Here is a 20430-nt window from a genome sequence, read left to right as displayed (position 1 = left end):
CTTGGCTTCCGCCTGGATTTGTTCGCATGTCATGGTCAGATCGACTGCTTGAACGACTAACGACCATCACGAAAATGAATTTCAACATCATCCAACCCCTAAAATATGGGGTTGAGCCTATTTGTGCCCCTCGGCCGCCATAAGACCTGGTGACTGACTGATTTGTTGGTGGGCGGGCTATCAACACAATTGTTCAGGGCTGGTGTTTGGAGCAGCCATGTTTCACGTGAATCACTCGGTGCTGGGGTTAGTGGCTTGTGAAGCTGACGCCGGAGAGGATCTCGTGGCTCGTAGCAAGCGGCGACATGAACGGCTCGATGCGGCTGCCATTGTGAGCTGTCTGCGTGGTGGGCTCGCAGCGGTCGGATGCTAGCGACAGCAGGTATTCGTTGCGCTGGGATAGCGCGTGGGCCTCCTTGCCTGCGGCGTTCTGCAGATCCATCCCGAGCCAGGCCGGCCAGACCATGAAACCGACGATGCCGGCGACGGCGTTCTGGCCCATCTTCCAGCTCTGCTCGATGGCGAGGTCTGAGATCTTCCGATTGTTGCGCGTCGTCTCCGCCTTGATGGCGTCGCAGTCGAGTTGTGGATCGGAGGCAAGTGCCAAAGGCGTGGGTTGCGGAATGCGACCAGCGCAGGCGGACAGCGTCAACGCCACAAAGAACCCGATACAAACTTTCCGCATCCGTTGCTCCAACCGCGCGGTAGGGAGCAAGCGTAGATCTCGCAAAAAGGCGCCGCCGTGGTTGAATAAAGCGCGGGTTGTGCATCACTGGTGCTATCCACATGAAACGTCTGATGAGCATTTTTGCGCGTCATGGCGATAGGGTCGCGCCCATGTGGTCGCTTTGACCCCGCGATGAGCGTCCTGTATCTGTCCGCTACCTTGAAGCGGGTTGGTAGGTGATCGGCAATGGCCGGGCAGACCTTCGATGTGATCGTCGTCGGCGGCGGGCATGCGGGCGTGGAAGCGGCCGCCGCGGCTGCACGCATGGGCGCATCGGTTGCGCTTGTTACGCATCGGTTCGAGACCGTCGGCGAGATGTCCTGCAATCCGGCGATCGGTGGGCTCGGAAAAGGCCATCTGGTGCGCGAGATAGATGCGCTCGACGGGCTCATGGGGCGCGTCGCGGATGCGGCGGGCATCCAGTTCCGGCTGCTCAATCGTTCGCGCGGACCGGCGGTGCAGGGGCCGCGTGCGCAGGCAGATCGAAAGCTTTATCGCGAAGCCATGCAGCAGGCCGTACGCACAACCGACGGCCTCATGGTGCTCGAAGGTGCGGTCGAGGATCTCATTGTCGATGGAAGCGTGGTCGAAGGTGTGATCACGCAAGCCGGCGAGGAGATCCGGGCCGGCGCCGTGGTTTTGACCACCGGCACTTTTCTCAATGGCCTCATCCATTTAGGCGATAAAACTCAGCCTGCAGGACGCGTCGGCGATGCGCCTGCGCTGAAGCTCTCGGAGCGGCTATATGGGCTCGGCCTGCGCATGGGGCGGCTCAAGACGGGCACACCCGCGCGGCTCGCACGCAGCTCGATCGATTGGGATTCGCTGCGACAGCAGGCGGCGGACGCTGATCCGGTGCCGTTCTCGTTTCTGACCGACAGGATCACCAACCGCCAAGTGACGTGTGCGGTCACGTCGACCACTGCCGAAACGCATGCGATCATCCGCGCCAATCTCGCGCGCTCGCCGATGTATTCGGGGCAGATCGCCTCGCGCGGGCCGCGCTACTGCCCGTCGATCGAGGACAAGGTGGTGCGGTTCGCCGACCGCGAGGCGCATCAGGTGTTCCTGGAGCCGGAAGGATTGGATGACGATACGGTCTATCCGAACGGCGTCTCGACCTCGCTTCCCGCCGATGTACAAGAGTCTTTTCTCAAGACTCTTCCAGGGCTTAAGTCCGTTATCTTAAAGCGTCCTGGTTACGCGATCGAGTACGATTATGTCGATCCGCGCGAGCTTCTGCCGACGCTCGAGACGAAGCGGCTCTCGCGTTTGTTCCTCGCCGGGCAGATCAACGGCACCACGGGGTACGAAGAAGCGGGCGCGCAGGGTGTTGCGGCCGGTATAAACGCGGCTTTGGCGGCCAGTGGCGGGCAAAAAACGTTCGTTGTGTCGCGCGCGGACGCGTATCTGGGCGTCATGATCGACGATCTGGTGACGCGCGGGGTCACCGAGCCCTATCGCATGTTCACCTCGCGCGCCGAGTACCGGTTGCGGCTGCGGGCCGACAATGCGGATCAGCGTTTGACGCCTTTAGGCGCCGAATTGGGCTGTGTGAGCACGATTCGTTCACGTTCGTATTCAAGTAAAAACAATGAGTTAGCATTACTTGCTAATGTTCTTTCTCAAAAAACGCTCACACCGCGAGAAGCGGAACGAAACGGAATCGAAATTAACAAGGATGGGCGGCGGCGAACCGCGTTCGAAATTCTGTCTTATCCTGACATGAGCTTCGCGCGGCTGGCTGAGATCTGGCCTGAGCTGAAATCCGTCGATCCAAAGATCGCGGCGCAAACCGAAATTGACGCTCGCTACGATTCCTACGTCAAACGGCAGGAGGTCGACGTGGCCGCGCTCCGCAAGGACGAAGCCATCGCCATTCCGGCCAAATTTGATTATGCAACTCTGGCCGGGCTCAAGGGTGAGCTCGTGCAGAAGCTTTCGGCGCAGCGGCCGGCGACGCTGGCGCAGGCCGGGCGCATCGAGGGGATGACCCCGGCCGCGCTGATGCTCGTTCTGGCCGCCGTCAAAAAGCAAACGCAGCGGAAAAAGGCGTCATGACGCCGGCTGGCGGCCGCATCAATACGCCCGAGGCCTTCCAGGACGCGTTCGGGGTTTCACGTGAAACGCTCGACCGCCTCAGGACTTATGAGGCGCTGCTTAAGACCTGGCAGAAGACCATCAATCTCGTAGCGCCAGCGACTTTGGATCAGGTCTGGCATCGGCACTTCGCGGATTCGGCTCAGCTTTTGGCGCTGGGGCTCGAGCCTCCGTTTTTTCCTCCGCCCGGCGGGCAAGAGCCAGGGTTGGTGCCCGCGGCCGAACCGCAGGGAGGAAAAAGCTGGCTGGATCTTGGCTCCGGGGCGGGTTTCCCCGGCCTGGTTCTGGCCATTATGCTGGCCGAACGGGACCCCGCGGCCCGCATGACGCTGGTCGAAAGCGATGTCCGGAAGGCCGCCTTCCTCGGCGAGGTGGCCCGAAAAACAGGGGTTGCTGTGGAGATTCGGGCCGAGCGGAGCGAAAAGTGCGCGACTCAGGCTAACTCTCCGATAAGAGACGCAATCACAGCGCGCGCTCTGGCGCCGCTGCCGAAGCTCCTGGGGCTTGCCTTGCCGTTTTTTTCTCCCTCGACCGTTGCCCTGTTTCCAAAGGGTCGCGAAGCCGGGATAGAAATAGAGGAGGCAAAAAAGCGATTCGATTTCGATTGCGCGCTTGTCCCAAGTCTGACCGAGGCGGAGGCGCGTATTGTGATCATACGAAATTTGGCTGCGAGGACGGAGGGTTAGTCCCGTGACAGGCCCAGGACCCAAGCTCAGGACGCTGGCGATCGCCAATCAGAAGGGCGGCGTCGGCAAAACGACCACGGCAATCAATCTCGGAACGGCGCTGGCCGCTATCGGCGAGCGCGTGCTCGTTATCGACCTCGACCCGCAGGGAAACGCCTCGACTGGCCTCGGCGTGCCGCCCGAAGGCCGCTCGCGGACCTCCTACGACGCTGTTATCGGCAATGCGAGTCTCGCCGAGGTGGCCGTGCCGACGGCAATCCCGGGGCTCGCCGTGGTTCCGGCGAACCAGGACCTGGTCGGGCTTGAATCGGATCTTTCCGGTGAGGCGAGCCGGGCTTACAAGCTGCGCGACGCCGTGGCGGCCCTGGCGGCCCAGCAGGCGGGCAAACCCGCGGATCAGAGCTATCGCTACGTTCTGATCGACTGCCCGCCGTCGCTCAACATCCTGACGCTCAACGCGCTCGCGGCTGCGGACGCCGTTCTGGTGCCGGTTCAGTGCGAATTCTTCGCGCTGGAGGGCATTTCGCAGCTCAAGGAAACCATCGATCAGATCCGGGCTACGCTCAATCCTAGCCTCGAGATCCAGGGCGTGGTTCTGACCATGCATGACGCGCGGACCACGCTGTCGCGCGAGGTTGCGCAGGAGGTTCGCGCGTTTTTCGGCTCGAAAGTCTACGAGTCCGTTATTCCGCGGAATACGCGCGTCGCCGAGGCGCCGTCGCACGGCAAGCCGATCCTGCTTTACGATTATGATTGCGCGGGAAGCCAAGCCTACATCCGCCTCGCTACCGAGATCATCGAACGCGAGCGTCAGAATAAAGCTGCGTAATATTCTCTATCTAACGATAAAATACAGGGCAGCCGCCATGAACTCTCCGCTACCAAAAAGCCGGCTCGGCCGTGGTCTGGCTTCGCTAATCGGGGAGACGCCGCAGGCGAGCCAGCCGCGTGTTCCGGTCGAGGGTGAGCAGCGGATGCTCTCGGTCGCGCAGATGCGCAGCAGCCGCTTCAACCCGCGCAAGGATTTCGCGGAGCAGGATCTGGCAGAGCTCGCGGACTCCATCCGCACCAAGGGGCTCGTACAACCCATCGTCGTTCGGCCGCATCCAGATGAAGCGCAGGCTTACGAAATCGTGGCCGGCGAGCGTCGCTGGCGCGCGTCGCAGAAAGCCGGCGTTCACATGGTGCCGGTCATCGTGCGGGACCTCTCCGATCGAGAGATGCTCGAGCTCGCGATCATCGAGAACGTGCAGCGCGCCGATCTCAACGCGATCGAGGAGGCGAACGGCTACCGGGAGCTCATCGAGCGCTTCGACTATAGCCAGGAGCAGGTTTCGGAGATTATCGGCAAGAGCCGCAGCCATGTGGCCAATACGCTGCGCCTTCTGAAGCTGCCCGCTTCCGTTCAGACGTTTGTGCAGGAAGGCAAGCTTACGGCCGGACATGCGCGCACGCTGGTCGGCCGCGAGGATGCGGAGGCTCTGGCGCAGCGGATTCTCGAGCAGAACCTCAACGTGCGCGAAGCGGAGGCGCTGGCGCAGGCTGGGCCGATCGGGGTTGCCGGCTCGACGGGTGGCGCCCGCAAAGCTCGCGAGAAAGATCCGGATACGAAGGCGTTCGAGAAGGAGCTGGCCGATACGCTCGGGCTCAGGGTCGAGGTCAAACGCGGCTCCGGCGAGAGCGGCAATCTGATCATCAAGTATGGAAACTTCGATCAGCTCGACTATATCCGCATGCGCCTCACCGGCTCGCAGGGCGGCTGAGGCTGCGATCCGTTAAGCGTGGGGTGCGCTCGGCGCTGGACAATGGCGCGCTCGGTGCTTATGGCCGGGTGCCTGCTCGCCCACCTCAGGATCCGCTGCGGTCTCGTGGACGTGTCGGGGTATCGGCTGCTGCCGGAGTGACAGTCTCAGTCGAACGCGCCAATACTTTTTCTCCGTCGTCCAGGGCGGAGGCCGGGAGGCTTTTCCCATGAGCGACGAGGTTCTGTTGCGGCTTGCCGAGACGATCCGGGCCCGGCGCACAGCGGGCGCCGACAAATCGTACACGCGCCAGCTTCTCGACGCGGGGCCGGAGCGGTGCGCCAAAAAGCTGGGTGAGGAGGCGGTCGAGACCGTTATCGCCGGCGTTTCCGAGAGCGACGACGCGCTGCGTGCGGAAGCTGCGGATCTGCTTTATCATCTTCTGGTTCTGCTCGAGGCGCGCGGCATCGCCTTGAGCGATGTGCTCGCCGTGCTGGAAGGCCGCTCGGCACAGTCAGGCCTGGCGGAGAAGGCAGCGCGAAACAGTGGAGAAGCCGGCAAGGCTTCCGGGTGACCGCGAATGAGTATGCGGAGCAAGGCGCAGCCGGTACCGGACACCAGCGCACTCGAATTTGTCGGCGCGGCGCACAGCCACGAGCTGCAGTTTACGCCCTATCGTGTTTTCACGCGCGAGCAGTGGGCGAAGCTGCGCGCCGATACGCCGATGACACTGGCGCCGGACGAGCTCGAGGTGCTGTCCGGTATCATCGAAGAGTTGTCGGTCGAAGAGGTGGAGATGATCTATCTCCCTCTGTCGCGACTTCTCAATCTGTATGTGGCGGCAGCGCAGAAGCTGCATGCGGTAAGCTCGACGTTTCTCGGCCGCATGGACTGCAAAGTGCCGTTTATCATCGGTGTGGCTGGGTCGGTCGCAGTCGGTAAAAGCACGACGGCTCGTGTTCTGAGAGCGCTGCTCGCGCGCTGGCCGGATCATCCGCGCGTGGATCTCATAACGACCGACGGCTTCCTGTTTCCGAACCGCGATCTCGAAGCGCGCGATCTCATGAACCGGAAGGGCTTTCCGGAGAGCTTCGACACCGCGCGTCTGATCAGTTTCCTCGCCGACGTCAAAAGCGGAAAGGAAAAGATCGAGGCTCCGGTCTACTCGCACTTCCACTACGACATCATGCCTGGCCAGAAGATCGTGATCGAACGGCCGGATATCCTGATCGTCGAGGGACTCAACGTGCTGCAGCCGCCGACCTTCGAACGCGGCAGCGAGCCTGGTCCGTTCGTTTCCGATTTCATCGACTTTTCGATTTTCATCGACGCTGATTCGGACACGATCGAGAAATGGTACGTGGAGCGGTTCATGCGCCTCAGGAACACGGCGTTTCGCGATCCCGCGTCGTATTTCCATCGCTACATCACGTTGACGCACGACAACGCCATCGCGCGGGCGCTTGAGATCTGGCGCGAGATCAATTTCAGAAACCTCACCGACAACATTCTGCCAACGCGCCCGCGGGCGCGCCTCATCTTGCGCAAGGATGAGGACCACGGTGTGAGCACAGTTGCTTTGCGCAAGCTTTGAGCGAATCGGCAGCGCGCCGGCCGAGTACGACGTTGCGGAATTAATCGCAGCTTTAGGTTGGATCGGCTTTTAGATCCGGGAAAGTGCAAAAAATAATCTCGCGCAATGAACGATTTGCGCGTTCCCGGATTAAATCGGGAAGTTTTCCCTCTAGACGTGCTGCGATGCAGCAACGAAATAGGGAACGTTTCCCGATCACTAACTTACCTTTCCAAGGAGATGACAATGAAGCGCGTGTTCGCTGTTTCCGCCGCTATGGCTCTTGGCATGGGTGCTGCCTACGCTGACGACAAGCCGACAGATGATGAGGCCGCGAAGATCAAGGCGGCTGTTGCCGAGTGGGGCTGCGAGGGCGGCACCTACGAAAAGGAGAGCGAGGGCTCCGGCGTCTACGAGGCAGAGGACGTGAAGTGCAAAGCCGGTCAGTACGATTTCCGCCTCGACAAGGATTTCAAGGTCTTCGTCATCACGAAGGACTAAGGGCGGGTAGCCCATCCGGCGAACATCATCTTCCGGCGGCTCCTTCCTGGAGCCGCCTTTTTCATTTTTTGAGCAGTCGTCAATGCTCAGGCGACGAGCTTCTCGAGCTTGGCCAAAATAGCGCCGCCCATCTCGGCCGTGCCCACCTGGCGCATGCCGGCCTGCATGATGTCGCCGGTGCGATAGCCCTCCGCCAAGACGTCGGCGATGGCGCGATCGATCAGGTCGGCTTCCGTGCTCATGCCGCACGAGTAGCGCAAGGCCATGCCGAAGCTCGCGATGGTTGCGATCGGGTTAGCGAGACCCTTGCCCGCGATATCGGGCGCGGAGCCGTGTACGGGCTCGTAGAGGGCAAGACGCTTGCCGGTCTTCTCGTCGGCGGCGCCGAGCGAAGCCGAGGGCAGCATGCCGAGCGAACCGGTGGCCATCGCGGCCTCGTCCGACAGCACGTCGCCGAACAGGTTGTCGGTGACGATGACGTCGAACTGCTTCGGATTACGCACGAGCTGCATGGCGCAGTTGTCGGCGAGGATGTGATTGAGCTCGACGTCGGGCGCGTAGGACTTGTGGGTCGCGGTGACGACCTCCTTCCAAAGCACGCCCGACTTCATGACGTTGTGCTTCTCGGCGGAATGCACCTTGTTCGAGCGCTTTCTCGCGAGATCGAAGGCAACCTTGGCGATGCGCTCAATCTCGTATGTGGTGTAGACTTGCGTATCGACGGCGCGCTTTTGCCCGTCCTCAAGCGTCACGATTTCCTTCGGTTCGCCGAAATAGACGCCGCCCGTCAGCTCGCGCACGATCATGATGTCGAGGCCTTCGACGAGCTCGCGCTTGAGCGAGGATGCGTCGGCGAGGGCCGGGTAGCAGATGGCGGGGCGCAGGTTGGCGAAGAGCGCGAGATCCTTGCGCAGGCGCAGGAGGCCGGCCTCGGGGCGTGCCGCGTAGGGGACCTTGTCCCACTTAGGACCGCCGACCGCACCGAAGATCACGGCGTCGGAGGCCTTGGCCTTGGCAACGCATTCGTCGGTGACGGCGACGCCGTGCGCGTCGTAGGCCGCGCCGCCGACGAGGTCGCTGTCAGTCTCGAACTTGGCCTTGCCGCTCCGCTTGTTGAAGAAGGCGATGATGTGCTCGACCTCGGCCATGGTTTCAACGCCGATGCCGTCGCCCGGCAGAAGGAGCAGCTTATGCGTGGTCATAGGGAGTTCCGTCAGGAGGGATTTCGGTGGCGCGGTACTAGCGTGCCGGCGGCCCTGGGGCAAGCTGCACTGCGAAGGCGAGTGTGCAGCTCCTCGGCCGCGTCAGCCAATGAGCGGGATGGCGAGCAGCAGGGTAAAGCCGTTCAGAGTCAACAGGGCGCCGAGAATGCCGACGCCGATACTGGCAACCAGAACCGCCGTGCCGCCCGAGATAATGGCGACGGAGGCCAGGACGATGGCGATCTGCAGCAGGGCCTGGGCGTAGTCGAAATAGGGGTCTTTCTGGATGGCGATATCTCGCTCCGCCTCGAGCGCCTTGCCGCGGTGGAACAGCTCGTCGAGCCCCTCGTTCGATTTGGGGTCGGAGGTGAGGATTTTATCCTGCTCGCGGTAGCTCGCGATCTTGGCAGAGATGGCGGTCTTTGCCTCGCCGGATAAATTGGGGTCCGACAGGCTCACGAGCTCGAACTCGTCGAGCTGCATGCGAAGCATTTGCCGGCGCAGGTTCTTGGCCTGGAAGAAGGCCCAGGTATTGGAAGCCTCGATGTTCTTCAGCGTCGCTTCCTTGGCGGCGTTGCCGCCGCCCAGCGAGCAGATGGCGAGGGTGACAGCGAGCACGCCGATGTAGACACCGATCCAGCGGTCGCGGTTGCGTTGGCTCTGGTCGGTTGCGTCGCGACCGAGATCGTCAAATGCCATCGTCGCGGCCCTCGGAGCGCACAAGCTCGCGGTACTCCGCGACATCGCCCGCGTCCGACAGGCGATAGACTTGAGGCGCAGCCGTGGCCAGCTCACGGTCGAGAATCTCTTCCGGCGTGAGCTTCTCCAGATGCATGATGAGCGCGCGCAGCGAGTTGCCGTGCGCGGAGACGATTACGTTCTTGCCGGCGGTGAGCTCCGGCCAGATCTTCTCCTCGTAGTAGGGAATGACGCGGGCCGCCGTGTCTTTCAGGCTTTCACCGCCCGGGGGCGGCGTGTCGAAGCTGCGGCGCCAGGTGAGCACCTGTTCCTCGCCCCACCGCTCGCGCGCCTGGTCCTTATTCAGTCCGGAGAGCTCGCCGTAGTCGCGTTCGTTCAGCGCCGGATCCTCGATGATGTTCGGGGTCTCGCCGCCCATCTCGCCGAGGATGATGTCCAGTGTGTGCTGGGCGCGCTTGAGCTTGCTCGTGAAGGCGATATCGAAGCGCAGTCCTTCGGACTTCAGCACGCGGCCCGCCCAAACGGCCTCGATGAGGCCCTTGTCGGTGAGGTCGGGATTGCGCAGGCCGGTGAAGATGTTCTTTTTGTTCCACTCGCTCTCGCCATGGCGCACGAGCACCAGCTGGTTCATCATGGCGGAAATCCGTTTGGTTCTTTGCAAATTTGACATCTAAAGCCCTAACACATCGCTCATGTTGAACAGGCCCGGACCTTTGCCCTGGCCCCACAGTGCTGCCTTGACGGCACCACGCGCGAAAATGCTCCGGTCACCGGCCCGATGCGTGATTTCGATGCGCTCACCCTCGCCCGCGAAGATGACCGTGTGATCACCGACCACGGTACCACCGCGCAGCGTTGCAAAGCCGATATCGCCCCGGCGACGCGGACCGGTGTGACCCTCACGGGACTTAACGCTGTTAGCCTTGAGATCGATGCCGCGACCCTCGGCCGCTGCCTGGCCAAGCATCAATGCCGTGCCCGAGGGGGCATCCACCTTCTGGCGATGGTGCATCTCGACGATCTCGATATCGAAGTCCGCGTCGAGGGCCTGGGCAATGCGGCGAGTGATGGCTGTCAGCAGATTGACGCCGAGGCTCATGTTGCCTGCCTTGATAACAGTAGCGTGGCGGGCCGCAGCTTTGATGGCTGCCTCGTCGCTATCGTTAAGGCCGGTCGTCCCGATGACGTGTACGATGCGCGCGTTTGCGGCGAGACCCGCGATCTCGACCGTGGCCGCCGGAATCGTGAAATCGATGACAGCGTCGCTGCGGGCCAGCAACTCGAGTGGGTCGGACGTGACAGAGAGACCGAGGGCCGGGAGTCCGGCGAGGGTACCGAGGTCGGCGCCGACGTGTGGCGAGCCGGCAGGTTCGGTGCCGCCGGACAGCACACAGCCCGAGGTGGCTGAGATCACGCGGACAAGTTCGCGGCCCATGCGGCCCGCAGCTCCCGTCACGGCGATTCGGATCTCGCTCATCAGGTCCTCAGGGGGGTTCGATTGGGCGCCGATATAGCACGCTCACGGCCCAGCGGAAGTGCGGCGCTTCCGCCAGATTAAAATTCCAGGGGAGGTAAGGTTTCTTTAGTCGTGATCGGTGGCGACAATCGCGGATTTCAGCCACGAAGCTGTGTAGAACAGTCTGACTTCTGTGCTGAGGTATCCGATGGCCGGTCAGTGGGTCCGACTGCTCGCGATCAGCGCCGCGCTTTGGTGCGGTGCGGCTGAGGCTATCCAGCCGGTCAGAAGCCTTTACACGGCTATCGACCTTTCGGGTTGTACGGCCGTGCCCGGTGCGGTGGACGGCGCGGCGCGGCTTTGCCGCGGTTTGCCCGGCTATCCCGTCTACCTCGCCGAAGGCGATCGCGGGGTGTTTCTCAGCGTCGGGCCGGATCCTGAGAAGCGCCAGGCCGCGCGACAAACGCTCAGCGCATTCAATACTTTGTTTGAGAAGGGTGGGCAGCGACCGACTGTCGAGTGGCGGTTCGTCGTGCGGGACGCGCGGACGGTGCCTTATGCCACCATCGTGCGTTACTTCACCGAAAGCCCGACAGGGGCCGGGCAGGTGCTCGTGGTCATGCGCGTGACGGAGCGCGAGGCATGTCACGTGGCCTACATCGACGCGCTGGCCAACCTCAATGCGATCGTGCTTGCGCGCAGGATCGCGGACAAGGTCGCGCGGTCGCAGCCGTGCCCGCAAGAGGCTTCGGTGCAAGGCGCGCGTGGGCGCAGCCCCATGTAGCTCCATCCATCGTGTGGAGATGCGGCTGGCGTTTTGTGTGCAACTAGATTTGTGACGCTGCGGATTTTACGACGACCAGCCGAAGGCGATCTTTTCGAGCTTTTGGCCGCCGATGGTCTCGAAGCCTTGCTTCACGGGACGGCCGCCGCGACGCCAATAAAAATCCGTCGCAATGGTGTTTTCGGCGAGCGCCCAAACGATCAGGCCTTTCAGGCGACGCTGATCGAGGCCATAGCGGCAGGCTTCAAACAGGTGCTCACCAAGACCGATCCCCTGGAACACGGGCGTGATGTACAGCTCGTAGATCTCGCCCTGATACGGGCCGCGCGTGCGCGAGAAGCCAAGCGTCGCATAGCCGATAATGGTGCCGCCCTTCTCGAGCACGATCAGACTGTCGCCGCTGCGAATGACGCTTGCCCACCAATCGGGGCCGCGACGGCGGATCATGTTCTCGAGGTGGCTGTGGGGAAGAATGCCGCGATACGCCTGCACCCAAGATTGGCGAAATGTCTCGGCGACAGCTGCGGCGTCGGCGAGCTTGCCTTTGCGGATCTTGATATCGGAACGCGACCCTAACATGTTTCCACTATAGCGAGAATTTTTGCCGGCGGAAGGCAAAGCGCGCGCTCTTCGAAAAAAAAGAAAAGCCCGGCGTTTTTAAGCGCCGGGCTTTTCACCGTAACGGGACAGAAAGCAAACTAGCTTGCCTTCTTGATCTGATCGAAGGTCTTGGTGGCGGCAGTGTTCAGGCTCTCGAAGGTCTGCTGTGCGACTTTCGTCGACAGCTCGAATAGCTCCTTGGACTGGGCGCCGGCGGTGGCGAACTGCTGCTGCACGAAGCCGGTCTGGAGACGGAGCAACTCGGGCAGCGTCTTGGCACGGGCGAAAGACTGGGCGGCCTCGAAGGCAGCCTCGGTGTTGTTCTCGGTGTTCTTCAGAACCTTGTCGCTGATCGACTTGGCGCCTGCGAAGGCTGCAACGGCAACTTCCTCGAAAACCTTGGCGCCGTCCTTGGCGACGGTCGAGAACTTGTCATAGGTCTCGCGCGCCTTGGTGACGCTGTCCTCGGCGATGGCTTGAACCTGCTCCGGAATGCGGGCGTCCTTGGCGGCAGAGAGGAACTCTTGGGTCTGACGGGTGAAGTCGTTCACGGGGTTTGCTCCTAAATGGAATGATCAAACTCTGCGGGCTGAGGAAAGGGGGGGCAGCGGGTGCGCGGGCCGGAGACGCGAACCAAGCGATGTCCAACTTTCGAAACGCACCATAGCAAATCATTTTTGCACTGCAACATGAAAATTTGTTGCTCCGCGAAGTCGTCGTTTGATCTGAATCAATCGGATTTTGCTGTTAACTTTTCATGCGCGCTGGCATACGAGGCTGATTGTCCGTCTGCGCACCATCTCGCACATGCGAAAAGAGATAGGCACGTCATTGTCTTACGGCTGACGAGCGGTGAAAATGTCGCGATAGCCCATCGCGGTCCGGTCGAACAGAATGTCCCGCGGCTCGAGCTTGCGAGCGAGCGCCAAGCCCTCCAGTGAGCGGCACCGCGACAAAGCGACATAGGCCTGGCCGTGCGCGAAGGTCCCGCGGCCAAGGTCGATGTAGACGTTGTCGAGGGTCAAGCCCTGCGCCTTGTGAATGGTGAGGGCCCAGGCAAGGCGCACCGGGTACTGCCGGAAGGTGCCGGCGACGGTGCCGACGATCTTCTCCTGCTCGCGGTCGTAGGCGTAACGGCGTTGCTCCCAGCTCACGGGCTCCAGCTCGTGCTCGCGGCCCGAGACCTCGACAAAGACCTTCTTCTCCTCGAGACGCGAGATGCGCGCGATGGTGCCGTTGACCCAGCGGCGATCGGGATCGTTGCGCAGGAGGATAACCTTGGCACCGGTCTTCAAGGTCAGTGCGCTGTCGGTCGGGTGCGAGGCCTGCGTGAAGTCACCCGTTATTCCGGCTTCGTAGGTCACGGCACGTCCGGGCAATGCATCGAGATAGGCGGCGTTGATGCGCTGGGCGGCGGCGTTGGTCGGCGTCAGGATGACGAAGCGGTCGCCTTCGCCCAGCGTGCGGATGGGCGCGACGCGCTGGTTCAGCTCGGCGAGATCGTCGGCGTCGGCTTCGCCGTCGCGGATGCGGTTCAGGACCGAGATCAGCGCCTCATCGCTCTGGCGGAATACCTGTGTCAGCTCGAGCAGCTCGGTGCCGGCGCCCTCGCGCAGGGCCGGCACGGAGAAGAAGAACGGGCCGCCGAACTCCTCATGCAGATGCCCCGCCACCTCGGCCTCCTGCACCACGGGCGGAAGCTGATGCAGGTCGCCAAACAGGAGGAGACGGACGCCGCCAAAGGGCTCGCGCGGGCGTCCGCGGTTGATGCGCAGGGATTGGTCGATGGCCCACATCAGGTCCGAACGCACCATCGACACTTCGTCGATGACGAGGAACGCCAGCTTGCGCATGACGGTGCCGTTGCGGCTGCGGCGGATATCCTCGGAGCGGATCAGGCGTGGCGGGAGCCCGAAGAAGGAATGAATGGTCTGGCCGCCAACGTTGACGGCGGCGAGGCCGGTCGGTGCCACGACGACAAGCTCCTCGGCGATGGCGTTGCGGAGCGCACGCAGAAGCGTGGATTTGCCGGTGCCGGCCCGGCCGGTGACGAACAGGTGTCCGTCGCCTTCGCGGACGAATTCGAGCGCGCTGCTGTACTCCTCTGTCGGCGTCACACCCTCGGGCCAGACTTGGTTGGCGGGTGGGATGGAGGCAGGTGCTGTCGAGGGAATCGTCACGAAGGGCCTTTCGACGGGCAGCGGGAGGCTGAGCTAAGGTGATGCGGGCGCGCCTGTCAAAGCGGGAGCGCGGAGTTGCCCCCAAATCGCGGGATAGAGGCGCCACGCACGTGGAGCTGAATGGCGATTACCGCGCATGTGTCCGGGTTCCGGCCTGCAAGTTGGCCGCCAGGGTTGCCTCCAGCGGGGGCGTAGGCTGCGAATTGGTCCTTGAAAGGGGGGGCTGGCGCGCGTAAGTGAAGCCCGCCGTCGGATATTCCGACGCATTTTTAGCTACCGTCGGAGATATCCGACGGGCTCAAAAAGGACCCTGAGCCATGGGCTACAAAGTCGCTGTCGTCGGCGCGACCGGAAATGTCGGACGCGAGATGATGAACGTACTCACCGAGCGGAACTTTCCCGCTGACGAGATCTATGCGATCGCGTCGCGCCGTTCGCTCGGCACCGAGGTTTCGTGCGGCGACAAAACCCTCAAATGCCAGGACCTTGAGCAGTTTGATTTTTCCAAGGCTGACATCTGCCTGATGTCGGCCGGCTCGGCGGTGTCCAAGGTCTGGAGCCCGAAGATCGGTGCGGCCGGCTGCGTCGTCATCGATAACTCGTCGCACTGGCGCTATGATCAGGACGTGCCGCTCGTCGTGCCCGAGGTCAACGCGGATGCGGTGACGGGTTTCACGAAGAAGCACATCATCGCCAATCCCAACTGCTCGACGGCGCAGATGGTTGTCGTCTTGAAGCCGCTGCATGAAGCGGCCGGCATCAAGCGCGTCGTCGTGTCGACCTATCAGTCCGTGTCGGGCGCCGGCAAGGAGGCGATGGACGAGCTGTGGGCGCAGACCAAGTCCAAGTACGTTCCTGGACAGGAGGTCGAGCCCAACAAGTTCACCAAGCAGATCGCATTCAACTGCATTCCTCACATCGACGTCTTCATGGAGGACGGGTACACAAAAGAGGAATGGAAGATGCTCGCCGAGACGAAGAAGATCCTCGATCCGAAGATCAAGCTTACGGCGACGTGCGTGCGTGTGCCGGTGTTCGTCGGTCACTCGGAATCGCTCAACATCGAGTTCGAGCGTCCGATCACAGCGGATGAGGCGCGTGAGATCCTGCGCGACGCGCCGGGCGTGCTCGTCGTCGATAAGCGCGAGCCGGGTGGCTACGTGACGCCGGTTGAGGCCGCGGGCGAGTATCCGACCTACGTCTCGCGTATCCGTGAGGATGCGACCGTCGAAAACGGTCTCGCGCTGTGGATCGTGGCTGACAATCTCTTGAAGGGCGCGGCGCTCAACGCGGTGCAGATCGCGGAGACGCTGGTCGAGCGCAATCTCTTGAAGGCAAAGGCCGCAGCTTAGCTTGGCTCATTCGCTTCGTTTTGTCGATATGGCCGCCCGCAAGGCGGCCATATTCGTTTATTCGGCGGCGGGTTTGTTCAGTGCGTAGCGTTGCAAAAGACCGACCTGCGAGATTGCGAACACCATGGTGATCGGCATGATGCCGAAGACCTTGAACGTCACCCACTGGTCGGTCGTGAGCAGGCGCCAAGCGAACTCGTTCAAAAGCGCCAGAAAGACGAAGAAGCAGGCCCAGCGGAACGTCAGTTTGCGCCAGCCTTCCTCGGTCAGTGAGAATACATCGCCGAAAAGGTAGCTCAGCAGCGACTTTCCGAAGTAGAGGCCCCCGAACAGCACCGATGCGAAGATGCTGTTCACGATGGTGGGCTTGAGCTTGATGAACAGCTCGTCCTGCAGCAGCAGCGTCAGCCCACCGAACACGATGACCACGAAGGCCGAGACGAGCGGCATGACGGGTACGCGTCCGAAGAGGAGGCGGGAGGCGACGAGCGATACCAGCGTTGCAGCGATGAAAAGGCCCGTTCCCCAGAAAATACCCGCGCGCGCATTGACCAGGAAGAATACGACCAGGGGGCCCAGCTCGACGACGAACTTCAGGAGCTGCTGGCTGCCGCTTTCGTTGGTCTCTGTCTTCGTTTCCGTCTGGCTCATGGGCAGGTCATACTTTCGTTTCTCGAACGTCGCGTTCGCTTGCGGCGGGGTGGCGTCAGCACAAGGAACGCCGCAACCCGTGCCTTCCGTCTGTTGCGCGTGCAGGGGTACCCTAGCACATCACAGATGGTGCCTGCTCATCCACTTGGTCAACAGCCAAGCGTAGAGGCCACTCAGTGGCAGAATGATAAACAGCTTGAAGGCGATCCAGATGTCTACGCCATTCATGGCGTAACCAAGAACGGTGTAGACGTGATCATCCCTGAAGTAGAGGCGGACGACCTCGTTGAGCCCCGCCGTTAGCAGGAAGAACCAGGCGAACGAGCGTGTAAAGGTATCCCATCCTTCTTTGGTGTAGTGGAACGTCTTCTCGAATACGTACTGGAAGAAGTTGCGATTGGTCCACAATCCGAAGAACAGGAAAGCGGCAAACAGCGCATTGAAGATTGTGACCTTGATCTGCACCCACATCGGGTCGTGGGTGACCAGAGTCAGTGCGCCGAAGACGATCGTCACAGTGGACGCGATCAGCGGGAAGACTGGTGGACGGTGGAACATGTAGACCATCGCAATGATGGCCGCGATGGTGGTGAGGATCAGCGCCCACGTGCCCGCGTTGATTCCGTAGAGCGCGTTGACGACGAACATCGTCACAAGCGGCCCGAACTCGCTCAGTATGTTGACCGTCTGCTCGGCGTTGAACGGATAGAGACGCTTGCGGGGGCTCATGATCGCTGTGTGACCTTGGGTGTTGGTTTCGCGCAGCTCGGCATGTGGATCGGCTGCCAGGCTTCTGACCTCAGTTTTCGGCGATTGCATCGGCATAATCCTTGGCAGAGAAAGATTGCAAGTCGTCGACACCTTCGCCCACGCCGATGGCGTGAATCGGGAGCGCGTGCTTGGCGGCGATCGCAACCAGGATGCCGCCGCGCGCGGTGCCGTCGAGTTTGGTCATGACGAGGCCGGTGACGCCGGCTCGCTCGCGGAAGACGTCGACCTGTTGCAGCGCGTTCTGGCCCGTCGTGGCGTCGAGTACCAGCAACACGTCGTGCGGGGCGGTGGGATCGACCTTCCGAATCACGCGGACGACCTTCTCCAGCTCCTGCATCAGGGCGTCCTTGTTCTGGAGACGGCCGGCGGTGTCGATCAGCAGCACATCCGAGCCATTGGCCTGTGCCTCCTTGACGGCATCGAACGCGAGCCCCGAGGCGTCGGCGCCGACGTCGCGGGCGATCACCGGCGCGCCGGTGCGCTCACCCCAGATCTTCAACTGGTCGATGGCGGCGGCGCGGAAGGTGTCGCCGGCGGCTAGCGTCACGCGGCGGCCTTCGCGCGTCAGCTTGGCGGCGAGCTTGCCGATGGTCGTGGTCTTGCCCGAGCCGTTGACTCCCAGCACGAGGATGACGTGCGGTTTCTTGGCGGGATCGATCTCGAGCGGGTGAGCGAGCGGTTCGAGAACGCGGGCGACTTCGCTGGCCAGCGTCTCGCGGATTTCCTCGGCCGAGATTTGCTTGTCGAAGCGACCCTTGGCCAGCGCGGTGGTGATGCGCGACGATGTTTCGATGCCGAGGTCGGCCGCGAGGAGCAACTCCTCGAGCTCGTCGAGCGTGTCCTGATCGAGCTTCTTCTTGGTGACGAGGCCGGTGATGCCCTCGGTCAAGCGTGACGAGGTTTTTGCAAGACCGGTTTTCAGCCGCTCGAACCAGCCCTTGCGCGCCGGCTCCGGCGGCGTGGGTGCGGCTGGAGCTTCGGGTGCTGGTGTCACAGTATCCGGCGCCGTCGCTTCGGTTTCCGGGGTGTCAACGGGCGGCGCATCGGCGTGCGGCTCTGCCGGAGACGGATCCGGCCTGTCGCCGGAGCCGAACATGCGGCCGAAGAAGCCTTTGCGTTTGGGTTCGTTATTGCTCACGCGTCGATCATTCCGTTCAGGCGGCGGCCATCGTGGCGGCCGAGCGTGGCCCACAGCAGCGCGCCGATGGGTGCTTTGCGATCAATGCTCACCTCCGCGAAGTGCGGCGTGCGGCCGATGTCCTCTCGCTCCATCAGGAGCTCGATGCGCGTGCCTGCAAGGCGATCGAGGTAGTGGGCGTGCGCTGCTTCGCCCTTGGCGCGCAAGCGGGCGGCGCGCTCCTTGATGATCTGGCGGTCGAGCTGCGGCATGCGCGCGGCCGGTGTGCCTTTGCGCGGAGAGAACGGGAAGACGTGTAGGTAGGTCAACTCGCACGCGTCAACGATATCGAGCGTGTTGGCAAACATGTCCTCGGTCTCAGTCGGGAAGCCGGCGATGAGATCGGCCCCGAATACGACATCCGGGCGCAGGCGGCGCACGGTCTCGCAGAATCGGATGGCATCGTCGCGCAGGTGGCGGCGCTTCATGCGCTTCAGGGTCAGATTGTCGCCAGCCTGCATTGAAAGATGTAGATGCGGCATCAGGCGCTGCTCGTTGGCGATGGCGTCGAGCAGGTGTTCGTCCGCCTCGACCTGGTCGATGGAGGAGAGGCGCAGGCGGTGAAGCTCGGGTACGTGTGCCAGGATCTGCTTCACGAGGCGGCCGAGCGACGTGCGGCCCGGAAGGTCGGCGCCGTAGGACGTGATGTCGACGCCAGTCAGCACGATCTCGGGATAACCTGTTTCGATGAGCTTGCGGATCTGCGAGACGACCTCGCCGGCGGGAACCGAGCGCGACGGGCCGCGGCCCATCGGGATGATGCAGAAGGTGCAGCGGTGATCGCAGCCGTTCTGGATCTGCACGTAAGCGCGGGCACGCGAGCCGAAGCCGTCGATCATATGCAGGGCGGTCTCGCGCACGCTCATGATGTCGTTGACGGCGATGCGCTCGAGCGTTTCGGTCGCGAGCGCGCGGAAGGTTCCGGGTGCCAGCTTCTCGGCATTGCCGATGACGTGATCCACGCCGTGGATATCGGCGAAGCGCTCGGGCTCGATCTGCGCGGCGCAGCCGGTGACGATGAGGCGCGCGCCGGGGCGCTCGCGGCGCAGCTTGCGGATGGTCTGCTCGGCCTGGCGTACGGCCTCGCCCGTCACGGCGCAGGTGTTGACGATCACGCAATCCGCGAGGCCGGCGTCGGACGCATGGCGGCGCATGACCTCGGATTCGTAGGCGTTCAGCCGGCAGCCAAGAGTGACGATCAGCGGTTCGGTCATCGCGTCATTCGGGGCATCAGCGGGAAGCGTCATGCGGCTCTTAGGTCAAACGGCCCACAGGCACAGGGTGAGGGGACAAGGCGGGCTGCTGCTTAGCCGCAGCGGCAGGCTCCTCTCCGAGCGTGCCTTCGTGCTCGAGCGCCGCAGGGCCAGTCATCAGTATGTGGTTGTCTGCCGCCCATTCTATGACGAGCGGCCCGCCGGGCAGGTTTACGGTTACCTTACGATCCACCAAGTTCTTGCGCATGGCCGAGACGGCCGTGGCGCACGCGGCTGTGCCGCAGGCCTGCGTAAGTCCGACGCCGCGCTCCCAGGTGCGGATGGCGATCTCGGTGCGGGAGATGACCTCCGCAATCGTCACGTTGACCCGATCCGGGAACAGCGGGTGGTTCTCGATCAGCGGGCCGAAACGGCCGAGGTCATAGCCGGCGACGGGCTTGTCCACCCAGAATATGACGTGGGGGTTGCCGACGTTGACTACCGAGGGGGAATGCAGGAGCGGCGCATCAATGGGGCCGATCTGCAGCTCGATGGCGCGGGTGTCGTGAAACGCTTCGGCGAGCGGGATCTCGGCCCAGCCGAAGCGCGGCTCGCCCATGTCGACGGTGATGGCCGATAAATCCTTCACAGAGACCCGCAGGATGCCGGCGCGGGTCTCGAAGCGCAGATCGTGCTTGCCGGTGCGCTCCGTCTCAAGCCAGCCGATGCAGCGCGTGCCGTTGCCGCAGGCTGCCGATTCCGACCCGTCGGTATTGAAAATGCGCACGAATGCGTCGGTGCCCGGTGTGCGCGGCGGATCGAGCACCATCATCTGGTCGAAGGCGGTGCGCGGGTTTTGGGCAATGGCGCGGATGCCGTCCGGGCCGGGCAGCGCGCCGCCGCGGCGCAGATCGACGACAACGATCTCGTTTCCGAGGCCGTTCATCTTGACGTAGCTGAGGGAACCGGGGGCGCTCATGACGCGACTATATGGGCGAAGTACCGCGAAAAGACAAACGCGCTTCGGCGATCGCGG

Annotated in this window: 22 protein-coding genes; 9 read left to right on the top strand and 13 right to left on the bottom strand. The window is 62.6% G+C overall.

What is annotated here, in order from left to right; all coding sequences use genetic code 11:
* Positions 1–247: 247 nt before the first annotated feature.
* Entirely contained in the window at positions 248–685 is a 438-nt protein-coding gene (locus CS1GBM3_RS13800; protein ID WP_072396000.1) for a hypothetical protein, read from the bottom strand.
* 228 nt (positions 686–913) lie between these two features.
* Between CS1GBM3_RS13800 and mnmG the strand changes: the two genes are divergently transcribed.
* The 7 genes from mnmG (at position 914) to CS1GBM3_RS13765 (ending at position 7329) form a co-directional block, all read left to right on the top strand.
* The gene (gene mnmG / locus CS1GBM3_RS13795; protein WP_072395998.1) at positions 914–2788 is read left to right on the top strand and encodes a tRNA uridine-5-carboxymethylaminomethyl(34) synthesis enzyme MnmG; all 1875 of its coding nucleotides are present in this window, start codon (positions 914–916) and stop codon (positions 2786–2788) included.
* Positions 2789–3036: 248 nt separating this feature from the next.
* The gene (locus CS1GBM3_RS13790) at positions 3037–3513 is read left to right on the top strand and encodes a 16S rRNA (guanine(527)-N(7))-methyltransferase RsmG (protein WP_348533611.1); all 477 of its coding nucleotides are present in this window, start codon (positions 3037–3039) and stop codon (positions 3511–3513) included.
* Between the two features lie 4 nt (positions 3514–3517).
* Positions 3518–4342 (top strand): ParA family protein, encoded by an 825-nt coding sequence (locus tag CS1GBM3_RS13785; protein WP_072395994.1) that lies wholly within the window; start codon positions 3518–3520, stop codon positions 4340–4342.
* Positions 4343–4379: 37 nt separating this feature from the next.
* Positions 4380–5276, top strand: coding sequence for a ParB/RepB/Spo0J family partition protein (locus CS1GBM3_RS13780; RefSeq protein WP_072395993.1), 897 nt, complete (start codon positions 4380–4382; stop codon positions 5274–5276).
* A gap of 208 nt (positions 5277–5484) precedes the next feature.
* The gene (locus tag CS1GBM3_RS13775; RefSeq protein ID WP_072395992.1) at positions 5485–5829 is read left to right on the top strand and encodes a phosphoribosyl-ATP diphosphatase; all 345 of its coding nucleotides are present in this window, start codon (positions 5485–5487) and stop codon (positions 5827–5829) included.
* A gap of 12 nt (positions 5830–5841) precedes the next feature.
* On the top strand, positions 5842–6849 hold the full coding sequence (coaA, locus tag CS1GBM3_RS13770) for a type I pantothenate kinase (RefSeq protein ID WP_083567564.1): 1008 nt from the start codon (positions 5842–5844) through the stop codon (positions 6847–6849).
* Between the two features lie 225 nt (positions 6850–7074).
* The gene (locus CS1GBM3_RS13765) at positions 7075–7329 is read left to right on the top strand and encodes a hypothetical protein (protein WP_072395991.1); all 255 of its coding nucleotides are present in this window, start codon (positions 7075–7077) and stop codon (positions 7327–7329) included.
* Between the two features lie 86 nt (positions 7330–7415).
* On the opposite strand, the gene leuB is transcribed toward CS1GBM3_RS13765, so the two are convergent.
* The 4 genes from leuB to dapB form a co-directional block, all read right to left on the bottom strand.
* The gene (gene leuB / locus CS1GBM3_RS13760) at positions 7416–8531 is read right to left on the bottom strand and encodes a 3-isopropylmalate dehydrogenase (RefSeq protein WP_072395990.1); all 1116 of its coding nucleotides are present in this window, start codon (positions 8529–8531) and stop codon (positions 7416–7418) included.
* Positions 8532–8633: 102 nt separating this feature from the next.
* Positions 8634–9230, bottom strand: a complete 597-nt coding sequence (locus CS1GBM3_RS13755; RefSeq protein ID WP_072395989.1) for a DUF4337 domain-containing protein — start codon at positions 9228–9230, stop codon at positions 8634–8636.
* The gene (locus CS1GBM3_RS13750; RefSeq protein WP_083567872.1) at positions 9220–9861 is read right to left on the bottom strand and encodes a 2,3-bisphosphoglycerate-dependent phosphoglycerate mutase; all 642 of its coding nucleotides are present in this window, start codon (positions 9859–9861) and stop codon (positions 9220–9222) included. Before CS1GBM3_RS13750 ends, CS1GBM3_RS13755 begins: the two co-directional genes overlap by 11 nt.
* Before the next feature lie 39 nt (positions 9862–9900).
* The gene (dapB, locus tag CS1GBM3_RS13745; RefSeq protein ID WP_171946495.1) at positions 9901–10707 is read right to left on the bottom strand and encodes a 4-hydroxy-tetrahydrodipicolinate reductase; all 807 of its coding nucleotides are present in this window, start codon (positions 10705–10707) and stop codon (positions 9901–9903) included.
* A 187-nt stretch (positions 10708–10894) separates the two neighbouring features.
* Between dapB and CS1GBM3_RS13740 the strand changes: the two genes are divergently transcribed.
* The gene (locus CS1GBM3_RS13740) at positions 10895–11470 is read left to right on the top strand and encodes a hypothetical protein (RefSeq protein WP_072395987.1); all 576 of its coding nucleotides are present in this window, start codon (positions 10895–10897) and stop codon (positions 11468–11470) included.
* A 66-nt stretch (positions 11471–11536) separates the two neighbouring features.
* Here CS1GBM3_RS13740 and CS1GBM3_RS13735 read toward each other — a convergent pair whose 3' ends face one another.
* From CS1GBM3_RS13735 to CS1GBM3_RS20265, 3 genes are all read right to left on the bottom strand, one after another.
* Positions 11537–12049: a GNAT family N-acetyltransferase gene (locus tag CS1GBM3_RS13735; RefSeq protein WP_072395986.1), complete on the bottom strand. Its 513-nt coding sequence runs from the start codon at positions 12047–12049 to the stop codon at positions 11537–11539.
* A 119-nt stretch (positions 12050–12168) separates the two neighbouring features.
* Positions 12169–12621 (bottom strand): phasin family protein, encoded by a 453-nt coding sequence (gene phaP, locus CS1GBM3_RS13730; RefSeq protein ID WP_072395985.1) that lies wholly within the window; start codon positions 12619–12621, stop codon positions 12169–12171.
* Between the two features lie 285 nt (positions 12622–12906).
* Positions 12907–14250: an ATP-dependent DNA helicase gene (locus tag CS1GBM3_RS20265; RefSeq protein ID WP_072395984.1), complete on the bottom strand. Its 1344-nt coding sequence runs from the start codon at positions 14248–14250 to the stop codon at positions 12907–12909.
* Positions 14251–14567: 317 nt separating this feature from the next.
* On the opposite strand from CS1GBM3_RS20265, the gene CS1GBM3_RS13720 reads away from it, so the two are divergent.
* Positions 14568–15602, top strand: a complete 1035-nt coding sequence (locus CS1GBM3_RS13720; RefSeq protein ID WP_072395983.1) for an aspartate-semialdehyde dehydrogenase — start codon at positions 14568–14570, stop codon at positions 15600–15602.
* Positions 15603–15659: 57 nt separating this feature from the next.
* On the opposite strand, the gene CS1GBM3_RS13715 is transcribed toward CS1GBM3_RS13720, so the two are convergent.
* The 5 genes from CS1GBM3_RS13715 to dapF all read right to left on the bottom strand — a co-directional run bounded on the left by CS1GBM3_RS13715 (position 15660) and on the right by dapF (position 20373).
* Positions 15660–16253 (bottom strand): septation protein A, encoded by a 594-nt coding sequence (locus CS1GBM3_RS13715; protein WP_072395982.1) that lies wholly within the window; start codon positions 16251–16253, stop codon positions 15660–15662.
* A gap of 120 nt (positions 16254–16373) precedes the next feature.
* Positions 16374–17072: an inner membrane-spanning protein YciB gene (locus tag CS1GBM3_RS13710; RefSeq protein ID WP_244534655.1), complete on the bottom strand. Its 699-nt coding sequence runs from the start codon at positions 17070–17072 to the stop codon at positions 16374–16376.
* Positions 17053–18162, bottom strand: coding sequence for a signal recognition particle-docking protein FtsY (gene ftsY / locus CS1GBM3_RS13705; RefSeq protein WP_072395981.1), 1110 nt, complete (start codon positions 18160–18162; stop codon positions 17053–17055). The genes CS1GBM3_RS13710 and ftsY overlap by 20 nt, the downstream gene beginning before the upstream one ends.
* Entirely contained in the window at positions 18159–19415 is a 1257-nt protein-coding gene (gene mtaB / locus CS1GBM3_RS13700; protein WP_072397503.1) for a tRNA (N(6)-L-threonylcarbamoyladenosine(37)-C(2))-methylthiotransferase MtaB, read from the bottom strand. The genes ftsY and mtaB overlap by 4 nt, the downstream gene beginning before the upstream one ends.
* Positions 19416–19455: 40 nt before the next feature.
* Entirely contained in the window at positions 19456–20373 is a 918-nt protein-coding gene (gene dapF, locus CS1GBM3_RS13695; protein WP_083567563.1) for a diaminopimelate epimerase, read from the bottom strand.
* Between the last annotated feature and the right edge of the window lie 57 nt (positions 20374–20430).

Origin of the sequence: Hyphomicrobium sp. CS1GBMeth3 (genome assembly GCF_900117455.1) — a bacterium.
GTDB lineage: Bacteria > Pseudomonadota > Alphaproteobacteria > Rhizobiales > Hyphomicrobiaceae > Hyphomicrobium_C.
Note: the sequence above shows the minus strand (reverse complement) of the source record. Positions and strands in the feature narration are given on the sequence as shown.

Coding starts and splice junctions, on each gene's coding strand:
- CS1GBM3_RS13740 (WP_072395987.1), top strand. CDS start 10,895: ATGGCCGGTCAGTGGGTCCGACTGCTCGCGATCAGCGCCGCGCTTTGG.
- leuB (WP_072395990.1), bottom strand. CDS start 8,531: ATGACCACGCATAAGCTGCTCCTTCTGCCGGGCGACGGCATCGGCGTT.
- CS1GBM3_RS13720 (WP_072395983.1), top strand. CDS start 14,568: ATGGGCTACAAAGTCGCTGTCGTCGGCGCGACCGGAAATGTCGGACGC.
- CS1GBM3_RS13710 (WP_244534655.1), bottom strand. CDS start 17,072: ATGCAATCGCCGAAAACTGAGGTCAGAAGCCTGGCAGCCGATCCACAT.
- CS1GBM3_RS13715 (WP_072395982.1), bottom strand. CDS start 16,253: ATGAGCCAGACGGAAACGAAGACAGAGACCAACGAAAGCGGCAGCCAG.
- dapF (WP_083567563.1), bottom strand. CDS start 20,373: ATGAGCGCCCCCGGTTCCCTCAGCTACGTCAAGATGAACGGCCTCGGA.
- CS1GBM3_RS13750 (WP_083567872.1), bottom strand. CDS start 9,861: ATGAACCAGCTGGTGCTCGTGCGCCATGGCGAGAGCGAGTGGAACAAA.
- CS1GBM3_RS13800 (WP_072396000.1), bottom strand. CDS start 685: ATGCGGAAAGTTTGTATCGGGTTCTTTGTGGCGTTGACGCTGTCCGCC.
- mtaB (WP_072397503.1), bottom strand. CDS start 19,415: ATGACCGAACCGCTGATCGTCACTCTTGGCTGCCGGCTGAACGCCTAC.
- CS1GBM3_RS13775 (WP_072395992.1), top strand. CDS start 5,485: ATGAGCGACGAGGTTCTGTTGCGGCTTGCCGAGACGATCCGGGCCCGG.
- dapB (WP_171946495.1), bottom strand. CDS start 10,707: ATGAGCGAGATCCGAATCGCCGTGACGGGAGCTGCGGGCCGCATGGGC.
- coaA (WP_083567564.1), top strand. CDS start 5,842: ATGCGGAGCAAGGCGCAGCCGGTACCGGACACCAGCGCACTCGAATTT.
- mnmG (WP_072395998.1), top strand. CDS start 914: ATGGCCGGGCAGACCTTCGATGTGATCGTCGTCGGCGGCGGGCATGCG.
- CS1GBM3_RS13735 (WP_072395986.1), bottom strand. CDS start 12,049: ATGTTAGGGTCGCGTTCCGATATCAAGATCCGCAAAGGCAAGCTCGCC.
- CS1GBM3_RS13765 (WP_072395991.1), top strand. CDS start 7,075: ATGAAGCGCGTGTTCGCTGTTTCCGCCGCTATGGCTCTTGGCATGGGT.
- CS1GBM3_RS13755 (WP_072395989.1), bottom strand. CDS start 9,230: ATGGCATTTGACGATCTCGGTCGCGACGCAACCGACCAGAGCCAACGC.
- CS1GBM3_RS13780 (WP_072395993.1), top strand. CDS start 4,380: ATGAACTCTCCGCTACCAAAAAGCCGGCTCGGCCGTGGTCTGGCTTCG.